Origin of the sequence: Actinomadura oligospora ATCC 43269 (assembly GCF_000518265.1) — a bacterium.
In the GTDB taxonomy this organism is placed as follows: domain Bacteria; phylum Actinomycetota; class Actinomycetes; order Streptosporangiales; family Streptosporangiaceae; genus Spirillospora; species Spirillospora oligospora.
Window position 1 is genome coordinate 46563 of record NZ_KI912411.1, and the last position, 15226, is coordinate 61788.

The 15226-nt window shown below is 72.4% G+C and carries 16 protein-coding genes; 11 read left to right on the plus strand and 5 right to left on the minus strand.

All coding sequences use genetic code 11. The annotated features are described in order from the left end of the window. Positions 1–26 precede the first annotated feature (26 nt). Positions 27–1223 carry an MFS transporter gene (locus P696_RS50685; protein ID WP_157430150.1) on the plus strand — a complete coding sequence of 399 codons (1197 nt, stop codon included), beginning with the start codon at positions 27–29 and terminating at the stop codon, positions 1221–1223. 195 nt (positions 1224–1418) lie between these two features. On the opposite strand, the gene P696_RS0137245 is transcribed toward P696_RS50685, so the two are convergent. Further along, the gene (locus tag P696_RS0137245; RefSeq protein ID WP_026416299.1) at positions 1419–1838 is read right to left on the minus strand and encodes a RidA family protein; all 420 of its coding nucleotides are present in this window, start codon (positions 1836–1838) and stop codon (positions 1419–1421) included. 73 nt (positions 1839–1911) lie between these two features. Between P696_RS0137245 and P696_RS0137250 the strand changes: the two genes are divergently transcribed. Beyond that, complete coding sequence (locus P696_RS0137250) at positions 1912–2820, plus strand: LysR family transcriptional regulator (RefSeq protein WP_026416300.1); 909 nt, start codon at positions 1912–1914, stop codon at positions 2818–2820. Here P696_RS0137250 and P696_RS0137255 read toward each other — a convergent pair. Both P696_RS0137255 and P696_RS0137260 read right to left on the minus strand, forming a co-directional pair. Further along, positions 2817–3410 (minus strand): DUF4291 domain-containing protein, encoded by a 594-nt coding sequence (locus P696_RS0137255; RefSeq protein ID WP_026416301.1) that lies wholly within the window; start codon positions 3408–3410, stop codon positions 2817–2819. The genes P696_RS0137250 and P696_RS0137255 overlap by 4 nt on opposite strands. A gap of 237 nt (positions 3411–3647) precedes the next feature. Then, complete coding sequence (locus P696_RS0137260; RefSeq protein WP_026416302.1) at positions 3648–3938, minus strand: hypothetical protein; 291 nt, start codon at positions 3936–3938, stop codon at positions 3648–3650. A 490-nt stretch (positions 3939–4428) separates the two neighbouring features. Between P696_RS0137260 and P696_RS0137265 the strand changes: the two genes are divergently transcribed. The 4 genes from P696_RS0137265 to P696_RS0137280 all read left to right on the plus strand — a co-directional run bounded on the left by P696_RS0137265 (position 4429) and on the right by P696_RS0137280 (position 8189). Beyond that, positions 4429–5295 (plus strand): helix-turn-helix domain-containing protein, encoded by an 867-nt coding sequence (locus P696_RS0137265; RefSeq protein ID WP_026416303.1) that lies wholly within the window; start codon positions 4429–4431, stop codon positions 5293–5295. 112 nt (positions 5296–5407) lie between these two features. After that, positions 5408–5809: a nitroreductase family deazaflavin-dependent oxidoreductase gene (locus tag P696_RS0137270; protein ID WP_026416304.1), complete on the plus strand. Its 402-nt coding sequence runs from the start codon at positions 5408–5410 to the stop codon at positions 5807–5809. A gap of 251 nt (positions 5810–6060) precedes the next feature. Then, complete coding sequence (locus tag P696_RS50690; protein WP_034489020.1) at positions 6061–7071, plus strand: phosphotransferase enzyme family protein; 1011 nt, start codon at positions 6061–6063, stop codon at positions 7069–7071. A 251-nt stretch (positions 7072–7322) separates the two neighbouring features. Next, the gene (locus P696_RS0137280; RefSeq protein WP_026416305.1) at positions 7323–8189 is read left to right on the plus strand and encodes an NAD(P)-dependent oxidoreductase; all 867 of its coding nucleotides are present in this window, start codon (positions 7323–7325) and stop codon (positions 8187–8189) included. Here P696_RS0137280 and P696_RS50695 read toward each other — a convergent pair. After that, positions 8165–8869 carry a histidine phosphatase family protein gene (locus tag P696_RS50695; protein ID WP_051468724.1) on the minus strand — a complete coding sequence of 235 codons (705 nt, stop codon included), beginning with the start codon at positions 8867–8869 and terminating at the stop codon, positions 8165–8167. The two genes, P696_RS0137280 and P696_RS50695, sit on opposite strands and share 25 nt — an antisense overlap. Before the next feature lie 43 nt (positions 8870–8912). Here P696_RS50695 and P696_RS0137290 point away from each other — a divergent pair, with 43 nt between their 5' ends. From P696_RS0137290 to P696_RS0137310, 5 genes are read left to right on the plus strand one after another with little or no spacing between them, the layout of a single operon-like run. Beyond that, complete coding sequence (locus P696_RS0137290) at positions 8913–9305, plus strand: VOC family protein (RefSeq protein WP_026416306.1); 393 nt, start codon at positions 8913–8915, stop codon at positions 9303–9305. Positions 9306–9353: 48 nt separating this feature from the next. Next, positions 9354–10289: a hypothetical protein gene (locus tag P696_RS50700; RefSeq protein WP_064744258.1), complete on the plus strand. Its 936-nt coding sequence runs from the start codon at positions 9354–9356 to the stop codon at positions 10287–10289. Next, the gene (locus tag P696_RS50705; RefSeq protein ID WP_245627963.1) at positions 10286–11473 is read left to right on the plus strand and encodes a hypothetical protein; all 1188 of its coding nucleotides are present in this window, start codon (positions 10286–10288) and stop codon (positions 11471–11473) included. The genes P696_RS50700 and P696_RS50705 overlap by 4 nt, the downstream gene beginning before the upstream one ends. Next, the gene (locus tag P696_RS0137305; RefSeq protein WP_026416307.1) at positions 11470–12942 is read left to right on the plus strand and encodes a hypothetical protein; all 1473 of its coding nucleotides are present in this window, start codon (positions 11470–11472) and stop codon (positions 12940–12942) included. The genes P696_RS50705 and P696_RS0137305 overlap by 4 nt, the downstream gene beginning before the upstream one ends. Next, complete coding sequence (locus P696_RS0137310) at positions 12939–14258, plus strand: AAA family ATPase (RefSeq protein WP_026416308.1); 1320 nt, start codon at positions 12939–12941, stop codon at positions 14256–14258. Before P696_RS0137305 ends, P696_RS0137310 begins: the two co-directional genes overlap by 4 nt. Positions 14259–14283: 25 nt before the next feature. Here P696_RS0137310 and P696_RS0137315 read toward each other — a convergent pair whose 3' ends face one another. Beyond that, positions 14284–15084 carry an ABC transporter ATP-binding protein gene (locus P696_RS0137315; RefSeq protein WP_026416309.1) on the minus strand — a complete coding sequence of 267 codons (801 nt, stop codon included), beginning with the start codon at positions 15082–15084 and terminating at the stop codon, positions 14284–14286. Between the last annotated feature and the right edge of the window lie 142 nt (positions 15085–15226).

The following is a 15226-nucleotide window of genomic DNA, read 5'->3' on the forward strand; positions in this document are numbered from 1 at the left end:
GGACCGCCCGTCAAACCATGATCGGCATGACAGTCCTCACCTCCCGCCCGCGGGTCACCACCGGCCCGCTGTCGTTGCCGCGGCCCTTCTGGACGCTGTGGCTCGGCATCGTCATCAATCGCAGCGGCGCGGTCGTCCAGCCGTTCCTGGCGGTGTACCTCGTCCGGGCCCAGGGGTTCACCTCCGGTCAGGCCGGGGCCACCATGGCGGCCTTCGGCGCGGGTTCGCTCCTCTCGCACGTGCTCGCCGGGGCGCTGGCCGACCGGTTCGGACGCCGGCTGACCCTCACCGGCGGGATGCTCGCCACCTCGGCCGCGATGGTCGCGCTGGGCGCCGCGCAAGGCTTCACCGCCGTGGTGGTGACGGCGTTCCTGCTCGGCCTCACCATCGAGTCGTACCGTCCGGCATCGCAGGCGATGGTGGCCGATCTGGTGTCACCGGAGTCGCGGCCCAAGGCGTACGGACTGCTGTTCTGGGCAATGAACCTCGGCTACTCGATCGCGATGCTGACGGGCGGCTGGCTCGCCGGACACGGCGCGCAGACGATGTTCGGCGTGAACGCGGCCGTCGCGCTGGCCTTCGCGTTCGTGGTGTGGCGCGCCTTGCCGGAGCCCCGTCGGTCCGAGAAGGCCGTTGCCTCCCCGGGTCTTCGGTCGGTGCTGCGGAACCGTCCGATGGTGGTTCTGTGCTTTTCCACCGCGGCCTACGGAGTCCTGTACGCGCAGGCTTTCACGACGCTTCCTCTGGCCATGGCCGGGCAGGGCATCGGACGGGTGGATTACGGCCAGGCGATGGCGCTCAACGGCGTTCTGATCGTCCTGATCCAACCGGTCGCGACCAGGTGGCTGGCCCGCCTGAACCACGTCCACGTCCTCGCCACTGGAACCGCCGTCGTGTCAGCGGGCTTCGCCCTGACCGCCCTGGTCCACAACGCGCTCGGCCTCGCGCTGACGGTCGTCGTCTGGACCGCGGGCGAGATCATCGTGGCCGGAGCCCTCGCGACGATCGTCGCGGCCCTCGCCCCCGCCGGACTTCAGGGGACCTACGCGGGCATCTCCGGCATGAGCTGGGCCGCGGGCGCAGCTCTGGCCCCGGTGGTCGGCACGCTCCTTCTCCCGCTGGGCGCTGGCCCCCTCTGGTGCGTCATGGGAGCCATCGGTGCAACATCCGCCCTGGCCACCTTCCTCACCGCCCCCGCCGTCCACCGCCGAACAACCGCCTAAGCAGTCATGACGAGCAGGCCCCGTCGATCCGCTGTCCAAAGCCCGACGAGGGGCCCGTCCTCGCACCCACGGCGCGATGGAGCCGCATCCGTCCCACCCATGCCCGGCGCCCCCGCTCCCCCGGTGCGGGGGGGCTGGTTCTTGCCGTGCTGTGGAGCGCGGTGCGCTTGGTGGTGGGGGAAAAATGCTGCTTCCTCAGGGCGGATTCGAGCTATGCGGATCGGAGCTATGCGGCGGGCGGCGTGCGTAGACCTCGATCTCGAGCTTCATTCGGGGGTCGGCGAGACCGCACATCAGCATCGTGGCGGCCGGGCGGACGTCGCCGAAGCAGCGGCGCAGGAGCGGCCAGCAAGGCTCGAAGTCCTCACGGTCGGGCAGCAGGTAGCGGACGCGCAGCACGTCGGCGAAGGTGCAGTCCGCCTCGGCCAGGGCGGCCTCGATGTTGCGCAGGCACTGCTCGGCCTGCTCCACCACGTCGTCGGAAATCGTCATGGTGGTGTAGTCGAACCCGGTCGTCCCGGACACGTGCACCCAGTCGCCGTCCACCACGGCGCGGGCATAGCCGATCTGCTCCTCGAAGGTCGAGCCGCTGAGGATCGCGCGTCGCTCTGTCATGCGCCGAACGCTAAGCCGACCAGGGCCGATACGTCTAATACCTCCAGGAGCACGACCTGATATCTCTAGGCGTATGGAGCGTCCCGAACTCCCCCTCCCCCAGTTGCACGCCTTCGTCGTGCTCGCCGAGGAACTCCACTTCGGTCACGCGGCCGCCCGCCTGGGCATCGCCCAGCCACCGCTGAGTCAGCAGATCCGTCGGCTGGAAGCCAAGGTCGGCCACATGCTGTTCAACCGGGAACCGGGACACGTCACGCTCACCCCGGCCGGCCGTGAGCTGCTGCCCTCCGCACGGAGAGCCCTCACCGACCTGGCGGAGGGTCTCTCCGCGGCCCGGGCCACTGGCAGCGGCCAGGCCGGTCGTTTGAGGATCGGGTTCTCCGCCTCCCTCGCCCTGACCGTCCTGCCGGGCCTGCTGCGCGCCTTTCGGGAACGGTTCCCCGGCGTGCACCTGGACATCCATGAGATGACCACAGCACCGCAGATCGCCGCCCTGCACGACAAGGCCATCGACGTCGGCCTGCTGCGAGAACCCGCCGACGAAGCGGACCTCTGCTTCAGGACGGTGCTCCGCGAGCCCTTCATGGCTGTCCTGCCGGCCGCCCACCCGCTGGCCGCGCAGCGTTCCGTGCGACTCGTCCAATTGGCGGAGTCGCCCTTCGTGCTGCTGCCGCGCACAGTCGGCCCGCAGTTGCACGACCAGATCATCACGTTGTGCACCGAGGCCGGTTTCATGCCGCAGATCACCCAGCATGCGGTGGAATGGCAGACGGTGTGCGCGCTCGTGGAAACCGGGCTGGGCGTTTCCCTGGCTCCCGCGAGCATCCGACGTATCCGTCTGAAAGGTGTCGCGTTCCGCAGAATCGAGCCGAGCACCGCCCGCACACGAGTCGCTGTCGCCTGGCGCAGGGACGATCAGAATCCCCTGGTGACGCACCTGCTGGCGACCGTCAGCCAGGATCTGCCGAGCGGGCCCGGCTAGGAGGTCGCGCCCAGTTGGTGAACCGTTGAGGCGGGGAGGGGATAGGGACGTTCCCTCGGAAGGAGGCGTCTCGCTTTGGCCAGGTCACCGGACTGGACGTGCTGGTGGATTTTGCGGGCCAGGGGCGTTCGGTCCTCGATCGAGAGGGTCCACTCGTCGGCGTAGCGGTCGATGACGTGGCGGCTCAGGCCGATCTGGATGGCGCGGGGTTCGAGTTTCTCCCCACGTAGGGAGCGTTCGGGGTCCCATTGGACGTGGACCTGGGCATGACGGAAGGCCGCGCGCCATTCGTCGGTGGAGCGGAAGACACGGCGGTCGGGGTCGGTCGGGACGGCCAGGGAGAGCGCCTCGTCCCAGCCCTGCCGGGTGATGCGGACGGCGAGGATCGTCTCCTGACCGGGTTTGCGAGCCCAGCCGCTTCGGGCCATCAGCCACAGGAAGGACGGTTTGATCCACGTCATGCGGGTGCGTGAGAACGGCGGGACGAAGCGTCCGTGTTCCAGGGCCGGTTTCGCGATCGCCGTGGAGAACGCCTGGTACACGGTGATCGAGTCTCGGTCGTACTCGGCTCGTACTTCACGCGGTTGCATGGTCCACCTCCTTCACCGCCAGGCAGCCTGCCGGGGAGATCACGCCCGGGCAACGGGTTTTCGCCCGTGCGAGGCAGCCGACGACGAGGCCGGTGCTGACGGCCGGTCGCCGTGGAGGTTCAGCTCGCGTCCCCGAAGCAGGCACGTATGCGAGCGACGTACTGACGCGGGCCGAGCGGCGTGGGGTCAGTTCGTGTGTGGGGACGGGCTCATGCGAGTGGTGTTGTGCGAGGTGGGTCAGCTTGCGCGGAGGTAGGCGACGCGGACGGTGAGGCGGTCCTGGAGGAGGGTGATCGCCTCGTCGACGGTCGGGGCGGCGGCCTGGACGCGGAGGGCGCGGCCGTCGAGGGTGGCGACCGCCTGCGCCAGGGCCGGGCGCGGGAGGGACGCGTCGGCGGCCAGGCTCAGGGTGCCCCGGACGGAGACGGTGTCCGCGCGCGTGCCTGCGAGCGCCGCACGGACGGCGGCTTCGGCGGAGGCGCGGGCGTCCTCGGTCACTCGGCCCGTGGTGAGGAAGTGGATGTCCATCGGGTCCCCCTGTGTTCGGTGTCTGGAGGGGCGTGGGGTTCAGTCTGGAGAGCGAGACATTCGGCGTCGCCGGGAGGCTCGTTATCCGTCGCCCTCCAGTAATGAGAACGTCTCGGCGGGGTGGTGTTCGCGCGCGACGGGCGAGAGCTGTGTCACGCGTGGCCACAGGCTGTTGGGGCGTGGAAGAGAACAGCACGTCAGGGTGGGTGGGGCAGGGTGCGGCGCGTGGGGACGTGAGAGAGTTCACGCGTTGCCCGGGGGCCACGGCGAACGGTTCGGAGGCGGGACGCGGCCCGGGACGCCGGTTGGTGTTCACGGAGGCGCATGGCCTGGCCACGTTCCGGAGACGTTCTGGCGCGGAGAGCGGCGGGGTCCGGTGTGATCCTCTACGATGGTCGATGCCGTTTCGCCAAGACTGGCTGGTGACCCCTTGCCCCAGGACGCTGCTGCACCCGTTCCTCCAGCGGAGGGCGACTCCACACCCGGACGTCTGCTCGACTACCCGCGTCGCGGCGGTCCGACCGTGCTGCGCATCCTGCTGGGGGCGCAGCTGCGCCGGCTCCGCGAGGGGAAGGGGATCTCGACCGAGGACGCCGGGTACGAGATCCGCGGCTCGCACTCCAAGATCAGCCGGATGGAGCTCGGCCGCGTCGGGTTCAAGGAACGCGACGTCGCCGACCTGCTGACGCTCTACGGCGTCACCGACCCCGCCGACCGCGCTCCCCTGCTCGAGCTCGCGCGCGAGGCCAACACCCCCGGCTGGTGGCACCGCTACGGCGACGTTCTACCGAACTGGTTCGAGACCTACCTCGGCCTCGAAGAGGCCGCCTCGCTGCTGCGCTGCTACGAGCTGCAGTTCGTGCCGGGGCTGCTGCAGACCGAGGACTACGCGCGGGCGGTCGTCCGCCTCGGCCACCCTGACGCGACCGAGGAGGACGTCGAGCGGCGTGTCCGGCTGCGGATGACGCGGCAGGAGCGGTTCGTCGAGCCGGGTGCTCCGACGTTGTGGGCCGTCCTCGACGAGGCGGTGCTGCGCCGCAGCCTCGGTGGACGCGAGGTCATGCGCGGACAGCTGCGGCACCTGCTCAAGATGGCCGATCTGCCGAACGTCACGCTGCAGGTCGTCCGGTACGAGGCGTCCGAGCCGTGCGCGACGGGCGGGCCGTTCACGATCCTGCGGTTCGCCGAGCCGGGCCTGTCGGACGTGGTGTACCTGGAGCAGCTCACCAGCGCCCTCTACCTGGACAAGCCCGCCGACGTGGACACCTACATGCGGGTGATGAACGACCTGTGTATCACCGCGTCCCGTCCGGACGAGACGGTCCGGTTCCTGAACAGTCTGCTGAACGAGAATTGACCTCCTCCCCCGCGTGGCCTCTGAGCTGGGGGGAAGGTCCTCGGGCCGATGGATGTTGTCGCCGTCGCGCGGTGCCGCACCGCGCGCATCCGCTGGAACGCGAGGAGGCCGCATGCTTTTCGGCAAGGAACACGTCAAGCGCTATCAGGAGACCGACGGCGCTGAGGGGCACGACTGGAACGGCACGGTCACGTTGCTGTTGACCACCGTGGGGCGCAAGTCGGGCATAGAGCGCACGACGCCGCTGATCTACCAGAAGGACGGTGACCACTACATCGTGATCGCGTCCAAGGGCGGCGCGGAGGAGCACCCTCTCTGGTATCTGAACCTTGAGGCCGACCCCGAGGTGAAGGTGCAGGTTCTGGGCGACCGGTTCACCGCGCGCGCCCGGACGGCGACGGCGGAGGAGCGGCCCCGGCTCTGGAAGAAGATGGTCGCGGTGTGGCCCGACTATGACGAGTACACGAAGAAGACCGACCGTGAGATTCCAGTCGTGGTGCTCGAGCGCGTCTGACCTGGGGCTTGGGACGCGGCGTCGTTGATATCGGCCCGCGCGGAACGTGGGGCGCGCCGACGCCTCGCAGACCGCGCGGGTTTTTCCTCTGAGGGCGCGGGGCGGCGGATGCCAGCGGTTCGCTTTCGTGGACGACGGCCGAGCGTGTAGCGTCGGCCGCAGAACATTCGTTCGACCGAGTCCAGCGAGGGACCGAGGTGCCGACGTCATCGCGGGTTCACGACGAATCACGGGATCACCACGACGAGCCGTTGCCACCACGGCTGCCGCGTCGTTGGGAGATCGAGGCCGGGGCCGTCCCGGAACCGTTGCCCGGAGGCCGTGAGCGCCGCTGGCGCGTGGATTCCGGCGGCGCGTCCTACCTGCTGCGGGAGCACGGCGCACCCGATCGCAGGCGGATCGGGCTGCGGCATGAGGCGATGGCCGCGCTGGACGAGGCCGGGCTTCCGGTGCTCGCGCCCGTGCCCGCGCGCAACGGCAGGACGCTGGTCGTCACGGGCGGACGCGGATACGAGCTGTTCCCGTGGGCGTCCGGGCGGCGGCGGGACGGGCTGGAACTGACGTTCGTCCAGTGCGGGCGTCTCGGGGCGCTGCTCGGGCGGCTGCACACAGAACTCGACCGTGTGACCGGGCCGGTGCAGCAGAGCATGCTGGTGCCGACGTCCCGGGCGTCCGCCGCGATCGCGGCCGTGGACGCGGCGATCACCGAGACGCCCGACGACGGGACGGACTTCTCCGCGCTGACCGTCCGGCGGCTCGGTGAACGCCGCGAGCTGCTGGACGAGTTCGCCGACCACCAGCCGCCGGAGATCGACACGAGCATGGTGGGACGGCTGCACGGCGCGTTCCACCAGGGACATCTCCGGTACGGGCGGTCGGGCGAGGTGTCGGCGGTGCTGGGCTGGGACGCGCTGACCACCGGGCCGCTCGCGGGCGAGGTCGTCGGCGCGGCGGCGCGGCTGTTCGCCTGCGGGGACGACCGGGGGCTCGACCTCGACCGGGTCCAGGCGTTCCTGCGCGGTCACCGCTCGGTCGTCGGCCTGGACGCCGGGCAGATCCAGTCGGCCGTCCATCGGGCCTGGTGGGAGCGGCTGTGCGATGTGGCGTCGCTGAGGCGGCGGTACCTCGGTGACGAGCCGTCGGACGGAGACGACGCGCCGACGGCGCTGGTGGCGTGGTGGTCGGCCAACCTGGACCGGACGCTCGACGCGTTCGCCGTTCCGTACACCGAGGTCCCGGACGACAACCCCGCCTACGGCTGACCCGCGGACGACGTCCCGGTCCTGTCGCTGACAGAGCTCTCGGCCCCGCCGCCGCCGGACGACCTCGTGATTGCGCCGCTGACCGGGCGGCCTCGCGGTCGCGTTGCTGACCGGGCGGCCTCCTGGTCCGGGTCCGCCGTGCGGCAGGCGGGCGCCTGGTGATCTCGTGGGTCCTGCGGGCCGTCGATCTGGGTAGGAGATCGGCGGAGGCGCGGCGCGGAGGCCGCCGCGCGGGACCGGAGGAGGCTCGGATGACGGCTGTCGCCCTGCTCGGGACGGGGATCATGGGGTTCCCGATGGCGCGGAACCTGCTCGGCGCCGGACTGGACGTGACGGTGTGGAACCGGACGCGGGCGCGGGCCGAGCCGCTCGGCCAGGCGGGCGCGCGGGTCGTGGACTCCCCCGGCGAGGCGGTCGCGGACGCCGAGGTGATCGTCACGATGATGACCGACGGCGACGCCGTGGCCGAGGTGATGGCGGACGCCGCCCCGCGGGCCCGCGAGGGCGCGGTGTGGGCGCAGATGAGCACGGTCGGCGTGGCCGCGCTCGAGCCGCTCGCCAAGCTGGCCGTCCGGAACGGGCTCACCTTCGTCGACGCGCCGGTGCAGGGGAGCAGGCAGCCCGCCACCGAGGGGAGGCTGGTCGTCCTGGCGGCGGGGCCGGAGGCCGCGCGCGAGGTGGTGCGGCCGGTGTTCGACGCCGTGGGACAGCGGACGCTGTGGCTGGGCCAGGACGGCGCGGAGGGCGGGGGCACGCGCCTGAAGATGGTCACGGTCGGGTACGCGATCACGCTCACGTCGCTGGTGGCCGAGTCGATGGCGCTGGCGGAGGGGCTGGGCCTGGATCCGAACGCGTTCGGGGAGGTCATGTCGGGTGGGCCGCTCGACTGCGGCTACCTGCAGACCAAGATGCGGGCCGTCCTGGACCGGGATTTCAGCCCGACGTTCACGGTGCTGAACGCGACCAAGGACACCGGGCTCATCATGGAGGCGGCGTCGTCCGCGGGCGTCCGGGTGGATCTGACGGACGCGGCGCGGCAGCGGTTCGTCCGCGCGACCGAGCAGGGGCACGGCGGGGAGGACATGGTCGCGAGCTACTTCGCCGGATTCGCCTCCTGAGGCTCGTGCACCGTTTCGGGGTCGGGGGTCGCGGTCGGGATGCCGAAGGTGACGGAGAACAGGTCCGGGAGGTCCGGGCGGAGTTCGACGATCGTGCCGTTCGGGGTGCGGCTGCCCTCGATGAAGCGGAAGAAGGCGCGCATCTGGTCGGACGTCGGTTCGGTGATGCCGGTGAGGAGCGTCCACATGGCGGCGCGGATGAAGAGGCCGTGGGAGAAGACCGCTATGAGGCCGGGCTCGGGACGGGCGGCCAGGGTGTCGAGCATCGCGCGGGCGCGTGAGATCAGGTCTTGGAAGGATTCGCCGTCGCCGCCGTCCACATGGGACGGGTCGGAGCGTTTCCAGTAGGCCTCGGCGTAGGGACGGCGTTCTTCGTTCGTGGTGTTGGGGCCGTGCAGTGAGCCGAGGTAGGTGAACTCCTCGACGGGCCATTCCTCGTAGGGGACGCCTGGGAAGCGGGCACGTGTCGGCGCCGCCGTCTCGCGCGCGCGGACGAAGTCCGAGCTGACGATGAGGGACGGCGCGGAGGGGAACAGGGCCGCGACGCGCTCGGCCTGGCGGCGTCCGAGCGGGGTGAGGGGCGAGGCGCCGGGGCCGTTGGTGGGGAGGCCGGCGTTCGACTCGCTCTCGCCGTGCCTGATCAGCCAGATGCGCCGGGAGGCGGCTTCGGGGTCCGTCACTCGGACAAGGCTGCCATATCGCCTGCTGGGAATGATGAGGCGTATGGAGGTTCTGAGCAGTCGCATACTGGTCCGTCCGGCCGACCCCGAGCGGGCGCGTCGTTTCTACCGGGACGTTCTCGGCCTGGCGGTGTACCGGGAGTTCGGCCCGCCGGACGATCCCGGCCTGGTGTTCTTCCTCGGCAACGGGTTCCTGGAGGTGTCGGGGAGGGGGCCCGGGCCGGCGGGCGAGGGCGCGCCGATGCTGTGGCTCCAGGTGCGGGACGTCCGGGCCGAGCACGCGCGCCTGGTCGCCGCCGGGGTCCGGGTGGCGCGCGAGCCGCGCGCCGAGCCGTGGGGGCTGGTCGAGATGTGGATCGAGGATCCGGAGGGGATCCGGATCGTCGTGGTCGAGATCCCGGAAGATCATCCGTTGCGGCGCGACTCGCGCGGATAATTCTGGAAAACACTGGAAGTCACTGGAAGTCGCGGTACTCTCTCCGGCATGTCCGGATCACCCGGCTCCTCCCCTGACGTGCTGGAGGAGCGCATCGCCGAGTTGCGCGCGGCCGTGCGTCGCGCGGCGGCGGGCGGCGACCGGGAGACCGCGCGGAACCTGCGCGCGGAACTGCGCCGGGCCGAGCAGGCGTGGGACGAGGCCGTCCTCGGCGGTGATCCCGCCACGGACTCCCCCGCGCCCGCCGGAGCGCAGGGAAACGTCGGCGGAGTGGCGCGGGGGCTGGTGCCGGTGCGGGAGCAGGTTCATCAGGCTCTGACAGTGCTGGGCGTGCCCGCGGCGCCGAAGCTGATCGGGGCCGTGCACGGGGCGTTCTTCCCGGGAGAGATCCCGGCGACGCGGCTGACAAGCCTGCGGCGGGACGAGGAACGGTCGTTCCGGTCCGCGCCGTATGCGCGTCCGTACTACCTGTGCGCGGCGCTGACCGCCGACCTGCTGGCTCCCGCGCGCGGGTTGCTGACGGTGAGCACATGGCCGTTGCGGCAGCGCGTCGTCGGTCCGCTCAGCGCGCGCGTGGACTTCCTCACGGCGGCGATCCGGGTGGCCGAACGCGCGGAACATACCGATACCGGGCGGGACGCGGGCGTCCAGCGGCTGCTGTGGCGGTTCGCCGCCACCATTCCGGGGGCGGCGGGCGGTACCGTCGGGACGGACGGTGCGGTGGAGCCGGCCGTGGTCGCCGAGGCGGCGCGGGCGGAGCTGGCCGTGCACAGCGACGCCGACGGGCGGGACCGCGCGGCGGCGGCGCGGCGCGCGGCGGACGCGCTGGACGACGCGGCGCTGCTGTTCGGCGGCGGGCTGCGCGTCCTGCCCCGCCGGACGGGTACCGGTGACGGCCCGGGCGCGGGCGCGGACACCGGCGACAACACGACCACAGGCGCGGGCGCGAGCCCGGGCGACACGACGAACCGGCGACGGCGATGATCAGAGACGACGACCACACGGCGACCGACCTGTCCCACCTGCGCGGCGGCGAGACCGCGCGCAACCACGACGCCCGGACGATAGCGGCGCTGACCGCGAACCCGGGCTGCGCGCGGCGCGGGGTGATGGACGCCGCCGCGGTCGACAAGGACGCGGTCGCCCGGCACCTGGGGTTCGGCGCGCCCTTCGGGCAGTCGCAGTTCGCGATCACCCGCGGGAACGCGTTCGAGGCGCAGGTGAAGGCGGACGGCTGCGCCGAGCTGCTGGCGCTGCTGCGCGACGGGCTCGGGCTGGACATCCCGGAGGTCGCCTACGACGACCTGGAGTCGGTCGGCACCGAGAGCCGCGAGGTGCGGCACACCCGCACCCGGCACCTGATGGCGCGCGCCCTGGAGTCGGGCGAGGGGACGATGTTCGACCATCCACTGCTGCGGCTGGACATCGCCGGGCAGCGCGCCTACCTGGAGCCGGACGTGATCGCCTTCCAGCTCGGCGGCCGGTTCCACGTCGTGGAGGTCAAGTCGTTCGCGGTCGTGGACGGGCAGGCCGAACCGGAGCAGGTCGCGGCGGCGGCGCGGCAGTCGGCGGTGTACGTCCTGGCGCTCCGTGAGCTGGTCGCGGGCCTCGGACACGACCCGGAGCGGGTGTCGCACGAGGTGTTCCTGGTCTGCCCGGAGAACTTCTCGAACCGGCCGACGGCCACGCCCGTGGACGTCAGGCCGCAGCTGGCGGTGGTGAGGCGGCAGCTCGCGCGGCTCACCCGCGCCGAGGACATCGCGCGGACCATGCCGGACGGGCTGACGTTCGCGCTCGACGAGGGCCTGCCCGACGCGGTGCGCGCGGTGGAGGCCCGGTACGCGCCGGAGTGCATGTCGAGCTGCGAGATGGCGTTGTTCTGCCGCGACGAGGCGCGGGCCTGCGGGGCCACGGGGACGCTCGGACGGCCCGTCCGGGACGAGCTCGGCGGGGTGGACAGCGTCGTGACGGCGCTGGACCTGGCGCGCGGCGTCCGGGAGCCGTCGGAGGACATGGCCGAGACGGCCGAGCAACTGCGCGTCGCCGCCCGGCTGCGCCGCGAGGCGCTCGCCTCCGCTCCGGCGCCCGCCGTCCCGCCGCGTGACACGGCGTCGCCGCTGGTCGGCGTCCCGGCGCACGGCGCGGACGTTCTGGAGCGGACGGCGTGAGCACGCTCACCGCCCTCGCCCAGCTGGAGGCCATCGCGGCCGGGCGGGCGGTGCCGGTCGCGACCGTCCGGCACTGCCACCTCAGCGAGACGCCGCTGGTGATGATCCCGCTGAAGCTGGCGGGCGAGGCCGCGGCGCCGCTGGCGACGATGCTCGGCACCGACCGGAACGCGCCGACGCTGCTGGTCGTCCCGCAGCCGCGCAACCGCGACCTGCGGTTCGGGTACGCGGCGGAGCTGGCCAAGGCCGTCGTCGAGCACGTCGAGGCCGAGCGCGGCGCGACCGAGACGCTCGAGCCGTCCAAGGACGGCGAGGAGCGGTTCCGGTACGAGCGGGCGCCGCAGATCATCGTGCCGAACCGGGGCAGCGTGGGGTTCCTGCGGCTGCTGGGGCGGTCCACGCGGTTCCGCAGCACCGAGGGGCCGTGGGCGGTCGATCCGGCCGTCCCGATGCTGGGCCGGTGGCTGACCTGGTTCGCCGACCGCAACGACCGTCCGGGATCGTCGGTGCTGCTGACGCTGACCGAGACGCTGCGGATGCACTGGGCGACCGGGCAGAGTTCGCTGGAGGACGGCAACCTCGGCGCGCTGATGGGCTGGATCGACCCGCCCGAGGGCATGGACGGGCCGTCGGCCGCCGCCCGTGCGGAGGATCCCGTGGTGAGCCCGCCCGCCGGTCCGGCGACCGATCCGACGTTCGACAACGAGGTGCTCGCCCCGGCGATCGCGGCGTTCGACGAGAGCGGCGGGGAGCCGCGCGCCGAGGAGCGGATCCGCGCGGCCGTCGCCTCGCAGCTCACCCCGACCTGGGACCTGGCCTGGCGCGCGCTGGACCTGCTGCGCGCCCTGCCCGAGGGCGCGAGCGTGCCGAGGCGCTGGGAGCGGGACCGCGACTCGTTCACCTACTTCCACCGCGAGTTCGCCGAGAGCCCGCCGCAGGCGAAGCTGGACGACGCGGTCCGCGCGGCGCGCCGCCTGCACGACCTGGAGCGTTCGCAGGAGTCCTACGAGGCGCAGCGCGCGTTCGACGATCCGCTGGTGATGGCCGAGCAGCGACTCGCGGGCCAGGCGTTCGGCGGCGTGGTCACCGAGGCCGAGCCGACCCGGCTGGACGAGTCGGGCAAGCGGCCGAAGCTGCGTCCGTACGTGCGGATCCGCACCGAGGACCCCGTCCGGCTGGACGAGGGCGCGACGGTGGTGAACGCGGCCCGTCCGGGGCTCAAGGGCAAGGTCGTGGAGATCGACGGGCAGGACGTCCTGCTGGAGCTGACCGGCGGAATGGGACGCAAGCTCACCCCGGAGCCGGGCGTGGTGCCGGAGCCGGGGCAGCCGGTGGTGTTCACGTCCCGCACGGCCGACTCGTGGGGCGCGTCGAAGTTCCCCGAGCGCGAGGACACCCCGTGGACGCACGGCGGCCCGCCCGCCGAGTACGAGCCGGCCGACGAGGACGCGACGGAGGTGTGGTCGTGAGCACCGCTGTGAGCAGTCCGGCCGTGGAGGCGAACCGGGTCGTCGAGGCCGTCCTGGCCGACCTGGCGAAGGACCACCGCGGCGTCGTGGTGGACTCGCCGCCCGGCGCGGGCAAGTCGACGCTGGTCGTCCGGGCCGCCGCGCACCTGGCCCGCGCGGGCGAGCGGCTGATGATCGTGGCGCAGACCAACGAGCAGGTGGACGACCTGATCGACCGGATCGCCACCGACCATCCGGACCTGACGATCGGCAGGCTGTCGGCGGCGGGGTACCTGGCGTCCGAGCGGGTGACGGCGCACGCGTCGGTGCGGGTCGCGCTGAAGGCCGACGACATCGCCGACCGGACGATCGTGATCGCGACGGCCGCGAAATGGGCGACGCTGACCGACGGGTCGTGGCCGTGGGCGATCGTGGACGAGGCGTACCAGATGCGCTCGGACATGCTGCTGCGCATCGCGGGCCGCTTCGAGCGGGCGCTGTTCGTGGGCGATCCGGGCCAGCTCGACCCGTTCTCGACGGTCGAGGTCGAGCGCTGGGCGGGCCTGTCGTGGGATCCGATGCGCAGCGCCGTGTCGGTCCTGCTCGCGCACAATCCCGGGCTTCCGGTGCACCGGCTGCCGGTGTCGTGGCGGCTTCCGGCGTCGGCGGCGCCGGTGGTCTCGCAGGCGTTCTATCCGTTCACCGGGTTCCGGTCGGGCACCGGTCCGCAAGACCGGCGGCTCGAGCTGGGCGCGGGCGGGATGGGCACGTCCTACGACCGCGCCGTCGAGGAGGCCGCGGCGACCGGGTGGGCGCTGTACGAGCTGCCCGCGCGGCACACGCTGCGCACGGACGGGGAGGCCGTCCAGGCGACGGCGGCGCTGGCCGTCCGGATGCTGCAGCGCGGGCCGGTGGCGCACTCCGAACGCGGTGAGGCGCCGGTCGGCGCGGACCGTATCGCGGTCGGCGCGGCGCACCGCGACCAGGTCGCCGCGATCCGCCTCGCGCTCGGCCCGTACGCGGACGACATCACCGTCGACACCGCCAACCGGCTGCAGGGCCGCGAGTACGACGTGACGGTGGTGCTGCATCCGCTGTCCGGACGGCGGGACGCGACCGCGTTCCACCTGGAGTCGGGGCGGCTGTGCGTGCTGGCGTCCCGGCACCGGCACGCGTGCCTGGTGGTCGCGCGCGCGGGCATCCCCGAACTGCTGGACGCCCATCCGTCGGCCGAGCCGGTGCGGCTCGGCGTCCCGGTCAAGTTCCCGGACGGCTGGGAAGCGAACCAGGCGGTACTCGCCCGCCTCGGCGAACACCGCATCCGCGCCGACTCCTGACCCGCTCCCGGGGCCCGCGCCGGCGTCAGCGGCCTGCGGTGGCGGACCAGCGGCCGTTCGTGCGGGTGATCGTGACGGGGTGGTCGAAGCAGGCGCTGACCAGGTCGGTCGTGAGCACCTCGCCCGCCGGGCCGGACGCCAGGACCGCGCCCTCGCGCAGCAGCATCGCGTGGCTGGTGGAGGTCGGCAGCTCCTCCAAGTGGTGCGTGACCAGGACGGTCGTGAGGTCCGGGCGGCTCTCGCGCAGGACGTCGATGGCGGTGAGCAGGCGTTCACGCGCGGCGAGGTCGAGGCCGGTGGCCGGTTCGTCCAGCAGGAGCAACGGCGGGTTCGGCATCAGCGCGCGGGCGATCAGCGCCCGGCCGCGCTCGCCCTGGGACAGGTTCGGCCAGCGGGCGTCAGCGCGGGGCGTGAGGCCCATGAGCGCGATCAGCTCGTCCGCGCGGGACAGTTCGGCGCCGGTCGGCGTCCAGCGCGGGACGAGTTCGATGGTGCCGGTCGCGCCGGTCAGGACGATCTCCCGGACGGTCCGCGCCGATTCCAGAGGATGCCTCGGGTTGACCTGGCCTATAAGCGCCCTTAGGTCGTGCACATTCACCCGGCCCAGGCGGTGGCCGAGGATCTCGGCGGAGCCGCGCGTGGGGTGGGTGTAGGCGCCGAGAATGCCGAGCAGGGTGCTCTTTCCCGCGCCGTTCGGGCCGATCAGCGCCCAGTGCTCGCCGGTGAGGACGGTCATCGAGACCCGGTCGAGCAGCGTCCGGCCGGAGCGGACGAGTTCGATCTTGTCGGCGTTCAGGACGGCGCCGGCGACGGGGACGAGGGACACGGGCGACCTCCGGATGCGGGCTCCGCGAGGCGCGTGAACGGCGCGATCTGCCACGGGGTGGGGGCTGGGGCCGGGACGGGCGCGACGCGTGAGAGGTGTGCGGAACGGGGCCCTGCCGGGATCGCCGGGGCGTGGGCGGCAC

Coding starts and splice junctions, on each gene's coding strand:
- P696_RS0137290 (WP_026416306.1), top strand. CDS start 8,913: ATGGAGGTTCTGAGCAGTCGCATACTGGTCCGTCCGGCCGACCCCGAG.
- P696_RS0137260 (WP_026416302.1), bottom strand. CDS start 3,938: ATGGACATCCACTTCCTCACCACGGGCCGAGTGACCGAGGACGCCCGC.
- P696_RS50700 (WP_064744258.1), top strand. CDS start 9,354: ATGTCCGGATCACCCGGCTCCTCCCCTGACGTGCTGGAGGAGCGCATC.
- P696_RS0137255 (WP_026416301.1), bottom strand. CDS start 3,410: ATGCAACCGCGTGAAGTACGAGCCGAGTACGACCGAGACTCGATCACC.
- P696_RS50685 (WP_157430150.1), top strand. CDS start 27: ATGACAGTCCTCACCTCCCGCCCGCGGGTCACCACCGGCCCGCTGTCG.
- P696_RS0137270 (WP_026416304.1), top strand. CDS start 5,408: ATGCTTTTCGGCAAGGAACACGTCAAGCGCTATCAGGAGACCGACGGC.
- P696_RS0137250 (WP_026416300.1), top strand. CDS start 1,912: ATGGAGCGTCCCGAACTCCCCCTCCCCCAGTTGCACGCCTTCGTCGTG.
- P696_RS0137245 (WP_026416299.1), bottom strand. CDS start 1,838: ATGACAGAGCGACGCGCGATCCTCAGCGGCTCGACCTTCGAGGAGCAG.
- P696_RS0137280 (WP_026416305.1), top strand. CDS start 7,323: ATGACGGCTGTCGCCCTGCTCGGGACGGGGATCATGGGGTTCCCGATG.
- P696_RS50705 (WP_245627963.1), top strand. CDS start 10,286: ATGATCAGAGACGACGACCACACGGCGACCGACCTGTCCCACCTGCGC.